We start from the raw sequence: 6,392 nt of genomic DNA on the forward strand, positions 1-6,392 counted from the left end.
GGCATGCCGGTGCGGGGGCTCAAGTCGGTGCTCTCCATTCGCCAGTCCGCCTTCGGCAGCGAAGGGGAGCTCTATCTCTTCAGTACCGTGCTGGCCCACTTCTTCTCGCTCTATGCCAGCGTCAACGCCTTCCACCTGCTTGAGGTGGTCAATCTCGATAACAAGGAGCGCTATCAATGGCCAGTCCAGATCGGTCAGCACTCCCTGATGTGACCTGCGCAGGGGAGGCGCCGCGCTTCAATTTCTTCCAGCTGGTCGAGCTGCTCAACCGGCTGGAGGGGGCGGATCAGGAGCGTGGTCTCGACCACCTGCCGGGTGACGAGAAGATCCGTTTCAAGGCGACTGCCTCCCTCGGCTTTCCAACCAGCGATGTGCTGCAGTTTGGTCGCGATGAGCGGGGCCGCCACGAGCTTGAGGTCGCGTTTCTCGGCCTGCATGGCAGCCAGTCGCCGATGCCCGGCTACTACCTCGACTCGCTGGCGTGGGAGTACGCCCAGGGGGAGCAGAAGCTCGGCCTCTTTCTCGACTTCTTTCATCACCGTCTGCTGACCCTGCTGCACCGGATCTGGCGCAAGTATCGCTACCACGTCCGTTTTCAGGACAACGGTGAGGATGGCTTCTCCCGCCTGATGTTTGCACTGGTGGGGCTTGGCAATGAGGCCGTCTGCCAGAGCCTGCCGGTCAACCGGGCCAAGATGCTTTCCTATGCGGGCATGCTGGCGAGCCCCAGTCGTTCGCCCGAGGTGGTAGCCGGTCTGGTGGCCCACTGTTTCGATCTGGCCGAGGTAGAGGTGAGTGCCTGGCAGTGGCGCAAGGTGCCGATCCATCCGGATCAGCAAAACCGTCTGGGGGGCGCTTGCGCGACCTTGGGCGGGGATTTTGTCATCGGCGACAAGGTTAATGATTGCGCCGGCAAGTTTTTGTTGAAGATCAACAACCTGAGTTTCAGCCAGTTTCTCGGATTTCTTCCGAACGGGGAGCACTTCCAGTCGCTGGTGACCTTTGTCTCCTTCATCTTGCGCGATCAGCTGGCCTGGGATCTGCGTCTTGGCTTCGGTCAGGAGCAGGCGAAGGGGCTGCGACTCGGTGAAGAGCAGAGCGCCCGTCTGGGGTGGAGTACCTTTCTCGGCCAGCCACCGAGCGAGCCGTTTGTGACCATATGTGTGCAGGAGTGAATGTGGACGAGTTTAATCAGCAACTTTCCCTGGTGGTGCTCAACAGCGAGCAGCTCGATGGTCGCCAGCAGGTGCAGTACCGCTTCGACGAGATGGGCGGCACCCTGGGTGCTTCCGAGCAGGATGACTGGCAACTGAAGGATCGGCTGGGGGCCGTGCTGCCCGCCCACGCCCGGGTCGAGCTCAATGATGGTCGTTTCTGCCTGTGCGATCTCAGCGGCCAGACCTACATCAATGGCGCCACCTCGCCCATCGGACGGGCCCGCAAGGTGCATCTGGAGCAGGGGGACGAGCTCATCGTCGGCCCGTTCCGCCTGCGCGCCTATCTGGGGGCCATTACGCCGGAGCAGAGCCTGCATCAGGTGCTGGGAACCCATCCGGCCGAGCAGCTTGACGAGTGGCTGGCGGGCGAGGAGCCAACAGCCGGTGTGGCGGATCCCCGTCATCTCGCCGTCGACCCCTTGCAGGCCCTGCAACAGGAGCGCGCCATCAATCCGCTGGCCGAGAGCCGCATGCAGGCTGAGCTGCACCCTCAACCGGAGATGGACTCCCTCTCCCTTGCCCCTTTTTCTGCTGTCGAGAACACCATGAGCCAAGAATTTCTGGATATGCCCACCATCGAGAACCATCCCGATTTCATGCCGCAGGAGGGAGTTGATCACGTTGCCCTGACGCCGCTGATGCGCGGTCTGGGTCAGAACCTGCAACTGGAAGATACCCGTCAGGCACACGACATGCTTGAAGAGATGGGCAAGACCATGCGGGCCATGGTGGAGGGGCTGCTCCAGCTGCAAAACGATCAGGCTGCGCTGGCTGATAAGCACTTGCGTCCGATTGAGGATAATCCGCTGCGCCTTGGCCTTGGTTATGATGAGACCCTGGCGGTGCTGTTTGCCGAGCAGAAGAGCCCGGTGCACCTGAGCGCGCCGGCCGCGGTGGCCGAGAGCCTGCAAAACGTGCGTATTCACCACGTGGCGAACCAGCAGGCCATCAGTGCGGCGCTTGACAGCATCCTGCAGGCCTTCTCGCCGGAAGCCCTGCTCGGCCGGTTCGAGCAATACCGCCGCAGCGGCGCGCCGGGCATGGCTGATGAAGGGTGGGCCTGGAACATGTACCAGCACTACTACCGCGAGCTCACCTCTGCTCGCCAGCAGGGGTTCGACAAGCTGTTCCATCAGGTTTACGCCCAGGCGTATGACCAGGCCGTGCGTCAGCAACAGGGACTGATTTGATGATACGTGCGCTGATGCTGGGGGCGGCTCTGCTGACCCTCGCCGGTTGTACCACCATGGGCAAGATGGCCGATGTCGCCATGAACCCGGATATCCAGGTGGGGAGCAACAATGATCAGCCCTCCACTTTGGGGCTGAGTCTGGTCGCCGAGCCTGACGTCAACCCCAACGAGAGCGGGGAGGCAGCACCTATCGAGTTTCAGGTGGTGCTGCTGGCGGAAGATTCCAAGCTGCTCGCCACCGACTACGACCAGGTGACGGCGGATGTGGAGAAGGCCCTTGGCAAGAACTACCTCGATCATCAGGAGTACACCCTGCTGCCCGGTCAGTTCAAATACCTGCCCCCCGTCAAGCTCGACGAGAAGACCCGTTACATCGGCGTGATTGCACGTTACGCCGACCCGGACAGCGCCGAGTGGCGCAAGGTCATCAAGATCAAGAGCAAGGGAATGGCCTATCAAATCCTGGTGCACCTGCGCCTGGATGAAGTGGAACTACAAAAAGAAGAAGAATAACCATGTCGAGTCGAAATCGGGTTATCTGGCGTGAAGGGCTCTTTATCAAGCCTCAGCACTTCCAGCAACAACAGAGACATTCGGATTACGCGCTGCACGCTCGCCTGAGCGCGCTTAGCGACTACTTCTATGGCTTGCAGTCGCTCGCCATCAATGAGGATTATCTCGGCTTTGGCCGCATCGCGCTGGTGGGGGCTACCGGCATTCTGCCGGACGGTACCGTGTTCAACATCCCGAACGACGATATGTTGCCGACCCCGCTGGAGATCACCGACGCTTCGGTCGCCAACCAGAAGGTCTATCTGGCGCTGCCGCTCTCGGTGAGCGGGGTCAACGAGGTGGGGCAGGGCGGTCAGGTCGCTACCCGACTGCAGGCCCATCGCCACGATGTGCGCGACCTGCACAGCGAAGGGGGGGACGTGGTCTCCCTCGAGGTGGGGCGGGTCAGCCTGCGCCTGATGCTGGAGCGGGAGGATCGCAGTGCCTACGCCTCCCTGGCCATTGCCCGCATTCTGGACAAACGTCCGGACGGCGGTCTGGTGCTGGATCCCAACTTCATGCCCTGCAGCATCAGCGTATCCGCCATCCCGACTCTCAAGCGCTTCCTCGGCGAGTCGGCTGGCCTGGTGGCCGAGCGGGCTCGCAGCCTCTCCCAGCGCATCGCGGCGCCGGGTCAGCAGGGGGTTGCCGATGTGGCCGAGTTCATGATGCTGCAGCTGCTCAACCGCGCCCAGCCCCAGCTCTCCCATCTGGCGCGCCTTGGCACCCTGCACCCCGAGCGGCTGCATGAGGCGCTGGTGCAGCTGTGTGGCGAACTGATGACCTTTACCGACGAGTCCCGCCTGCCGCCCGAGTTCCCCGCCTATCGTCACGACGACCAGCAGGTGAGCTTCGAACCGGTGATGCTGGCCCTGCGTCAGGCACTCAGTACCGTGCTGTCGCCGCGTGCCGTCTCCATCCAGCTGCGCAAGCACCAGTACGGCATCATGGTGGCCATGGTGAGCGAGAGCGAGCTGATGCAGAGCGCCGACTTCGTGCTGGCAGTGCGTGCCCGCATGCCGCAGGAGCAGCTGCGCAAACAGCTGCTGCAGCAGACCAAGGTGGCCTCCAGCGACAAGATCCGCGAGCTCATCAGCCTGCAGCTGCCGGGTATTCCGCTGCTGCCGCTGCCGGTGGCGCCGCGCCAGTTGCCCTACCACGCCGGTTACAGCTACTTCCAGCTCGACCGTCAGAGCCCGGCCTGGCAGATGCTGGCAGTGGGCAACACGCTCGCCTTCCATATCGCCGGCGATTTCCCCGAGCTCGACATGCAGCTCTGGGCCATTCGTAGCCAGTGATCGCACCAAGGAAACATGCAGAGATGACCACGGACATTATCAAGAACGAGCAACTCAGCGATCTGCTGTTCGATCATGCCGAGCAGCTGGACATGGATTCGGACTACTGGTTCCGACTGCGTGGCCAGAGCATCAACCCGATGATCGATGCGGTGACCCCCTTGCTGGGGCTGGTGCAGCGGGTGCGCCTGCTGTCCCGTTACGATCGGGTGCCCGAGCTCTATCAGCAGGTGGTGACCGAGATCCAGGCCATCGAGCAGGAGTTGATGGCTCAGGGTTACGAGAATGGCGTCGTCCTCTCGTTTCGCTACATCCTCTGCACCTTCATCGATGAGGCCGTGATGGGCCGCGACTGGGGCAGCCAAAGCGAGTGGTCGGAACATTCGCTGTTGACCCGTTTCCACAACGAGACTTGGGGCGGCGAGAAGGTGTTCGTCCTGCTGGCCCGTCTGCAGGAGGATCCGGAGCGCTACCGCGACATTCTGGAGTTCATCTATCTCTGCCTCTGTCTCGGTTTCGAGGGGCGTTACAAGGTGATGAGCCAGGGGCGCGAAGAGTTCGAGCGTATCGTCCGCCAGCTGCACAAACAGCTCGCCCCCGAGAGCAGCGGCGAGGCACCCAGCGTGTTTCACCTCGACCTCGGTCGGCAGGCGGCCCGCTACCAGCTGCGCAAGCAGGTCTCCCTGCGCACCCTGTTCATGGGAGGGGCGCTGATCCTGGCCATCATCTTTGGCCTCTATCACCACCAACTCAATAACCAGACCCAGGACGTACTGCGTCAACTGGGCGAATTATTAAAATAAGTACTAAGGAGAGCACGCCTTGATCCGTATAGAACTGCCAGTACTGGTGGAAAGACTCAACCCTATCTGCCGTCACATGCTGGAGGAGGCCGCGGCCCTCTGTGTCAACCATCAGGGAGCCGAGATCCGCATCGAGCATCTGCTGCTCAAGATGCTGGATACGCCGCTCAGCGATGTCCGTCTCATCTTCAAACGCGCCGACGTGGAAGTGGAGGAGCTCAAAACCCTGCTGCAACCGTCCGCTGCCGACAACGGCTATGGCCAGGGTTATCCCTCTTTTTCGCCGCTGCTGGTCGAGTGGCTGCAAGACAGCTGGCTGCTCGCCTCCGCCGAGATGCAGCATGCCCAGCTGCGCAGCGGCGTCATGCTGCTGGTGCTGTTGATGACCCCGCAGCGCTATTTGTCCGGTTCGGTGACCCGTTTGCTGGCCAACGTCAATCGCGAACTGCTGCGCCAGCAGTTCGACGAGTGGGTCAAGGAGTCTGCCGAGACGCCAGTGACCAATCCGGCCAATGGCAACACGGCACCGGCGGCACTGCCGACCGACGCAACTCTGCTGGCCCGCTTCACCATCAATGTGACCGAGCAGGCCCGTCAGGGTTCGCTCGATCCCGTACTCTGCCGGGATCACGAGATCGACCTGATGATCGACATCCTCTCCCGTCGCCGCAAAAACAACCCCATCGTGGTGGGCGAGGCGGGCGTCGGTAAAAGCGCCCTGATCGAGGGGCTGGCCTTGCGCATCGTGGCGGGTCAGGTGCCCGAAAAGCTGCGCGGGGTCGAGCTGATGACGCTGGATCTTGGTGCCATGCAGGCGGGCGCCTCGGTCAAGGGGGAGTTCGAGAAGCGTTTCAAGGGGGTGATGCAGGAGGTCAAGGAGTCGGTGCGCCCAGTCATCCTCTTTATCGACGAGGCACACACCCTGATCGGGGCCGGCAACCAGGCCGGCGGCATGGATGTCTCCAACCTGATCAAGCCGGCGCTGGCCCGTGGCGAGCTGCGCACCATCGCCGCCACCACCTGGAGCGAGTACAAGAAGTATGTCGAGAAGGATGCGGCGCTCTCCCGTCGCTTCCAGCTGGTCAAGGTGATCGAACCCAATGCCGATGAGGCCACGGTGATCCTGCGCGGTCTGCGCAGCATCTACGAGAAGGCCCACGGGGTACTGATCGACGAGGAGGCGCTGCAAGCTGCGGCCCAGCTCTCCGCCCGTTACATCTCCGGCCGTCAGTTGCCGGACAAGGCGATCGACGTGCTCGATACCGCCTGTGCCCGGGTTGCCATCAACCTCACCACGCCGCCGCGCGCCGTCGTAACCGTTCACCGGGAC

The 6,392-nt window shown here is 62.4% G+C and carries 7 protein-coding genes; all 7 read left to right on the forward strand.

What is annotated here, in order from left to right:
- The coding region (locus AACR93_RS01560) for a type VI secretion system baseplate subunit TssF (protein ID WP_197077988.1) at positions 1-213 on the forward strand (213 nt) is incomplete at its 5' end.
- Positions 177-1,175 carry a type VI secretion system baseplate subunit TssG gene (gene tssG, locus AACR93_RS01565; protein ID WP_033114704.1) on the forward strand — a complete coding sequence of 333 codons (999 nt, stop codon included), beginning with the start codon at positions 177-179 and terminating at the stop codon, positions 1,173-1,175. The genes AACR93_RS01560 and tssG, both read left to right, overlap by 37 nt.
- 2 nt (positions 1,176-1,177) lie before the next feature.
- The gene (tagH, locus tag AACR93_RS01570; protein ID WP_043852166.1) at positions 1,178-2,407 is read left to right on the forward strand and encodes a type VI secretion system-associated FHA domain protein TagH; all 1,230 of its coding nucleotides are present in this window, start codon (positions 1,178-1,180) and stop codon (positions 2,405-2,407) included.
- Positions 2,407-2,922, forward strand: coding sequence for a type VI secretion system lipoprotein TssJ (tssJ, locus tag AACR93_RS01575; protein WP_041210858.1), 516 nt, complete (start codon positions 2,407-2,409; stop codon positions 2,920-2,922). The genes tagH and tssJ overlap by 1 nt, the downstream gene beginning before the upstream one ends.
- Positions 2,923-2,924: 2 nt before the next feature.
- On the forward strand, positions 2,925-4,259 hold the full coding sequence (gene tssK, locus AACR93_RS01580) for a type VI secretion system baseplate subunit TssK (protein WP_041210857.1): 1,335 nt from the start codon (positions 2,925-2,927) through the stop codon (positions 4,257-4,259).
- Positions 4,260-4,282: 23 nt separating this feature from the next.
- A complete protein-coding gene (icmH, locus tag AACR93_RS01585; RefSeq protein WP_033114647.1) occupies positions 4,283-5,062 on the forward strand; it encodes a type IVB secretion system protein IcmH/DotU in 780 nt (259 codons plus the stop codon).
- 19 nt (positions 5,063-5,081) lie between these two features.
- Positions 5,082-6,392 (forward strand): AAA family ATPase (locus AACR93_RS01590; RefSeq protein ID WP_043852167.1); only part of this gene is annotated, 1,311 nt, incomplete at its 3' end.

The sequence above is a fragment of the Aeromonas sp. L_1B5_3 genome (genome assembly GCF_963866575.1).
Classification (GTDB): Bacteria; Pseudomonadota; Gammaproteobacteria; order Enterobacterales; family Aeromonadaceae; genus Aeromonas; species Aeromonas jandaei.

Bases quoted from the DNA above. Each gene is read 5' to 3' on its own strand.
- tssG (WP_033114704.1), top strand. From the start codon at position 177: ATGGCCAGTCCAGATCGGTCAGCACTCCCTGATGTGACCTGCGCAGGG.
- tssJ (WP_041210858.1), top strand. From the start codon at position 2,407: ATGATACGTGCGCTGATGCTGGGGGCGGCTCTGCTGACCCTCGCCGGT.
- tssK (WP_041210857.1), top strand. From the start codon at position 2,925: ATGTCGAGTCGAAATCGGGTTATCTGGCGTGAAGGGCTCTTTATCAAG.
- icmH (WP_033114647.1), top strand. From the start codon at position 4,283: ATGACCACGGACATTATCAAGAACGAGCAACTCAGCGATCTGCTGTTC.